This is a genomic window from Streptococcus parasanguinis, from assembly GCF_001578955.1.
Taxonomy (GTDB): domain Bacteria; phylum Bacillota; class Bacilli; order Lactobacillales; family Streptococcaceae; genus Streptococcus; species Streptococcus parasanguinis_U.
Genome location: NZ_KQ969690.1, coordinates 118,516 through 119,122, shown reverse-complemented (window position 1 = coordinate 119,122; position 607 = coordinate 118,516). Strand labels below are relative to the sequence as shown.

Sequence of the window (607 nt, the reverse complement as noted above, 5' to 3'; positions counted from 1 at the left end):
TCGACTCACGCTATCCACCTTGCTCATCATTTCCTTGACTGGTCTGCGAGAAAGGACCAGAGGTAAGAGGATATTGTCTTTGACAGACAAGGTATCAAGCAGGTTGAAATCTTGAAAGACAAAACCAAGTTTTTCGCGACGGAAGCTCGAAGCGTCCTTGTTCTTGATGGTGGAGGTATCCGTGCCATTGAGGTATACCCGCCCTTCCGTCGGCTGGTCCAGCATGGCTAGGATATTGAGGAGGGTGGATTTCCCGGATCCTGATTCCCCCATGATGGCCACGTACTCGCCCTTCTCAACAGTAAAATGGATATCCTTTAAGGCTTCGACCTGCGTTCCTTGAAAGCGGGTTTTGTAGATTTTTTTGATATGTTGAACGTCTAGTAGGGTCATGGTCCATTCCTTTCTAGCTCGAAAAAGCTTCAATCGTTTTTTACAAGTCTATTGTACTAAAACTGAAGCGTTTTCACCATAACATAACCTTACATTTTACCCTTTATTTCTTACATTTTTGTAAGAAAGCAAAAAAACAGGCTAGGACAAAAGTCCTAGCCTCTTAATTGTTTTTGGATTGTCGAGCAAGACGCAGTGGTTGAGTGGGCTCTAC

The 607-nt window shown here is 44.2% G+C and carries 1 protein-coding gene; it reads right to left on the bottom strand.

What is annotated here, in order from left to right; translation table 11 throughout:
- On the bottom strand, nucleotides 1-393 hold a 393-nt coding region (locus SPADD19_RS04400), incomplete at its 3' end, for an ABC transporter ATP-binding protein (RefSeq protein WP_164905842.1).
- Nucleotides 394-607 lie beyond the last annotated feature (214 nt).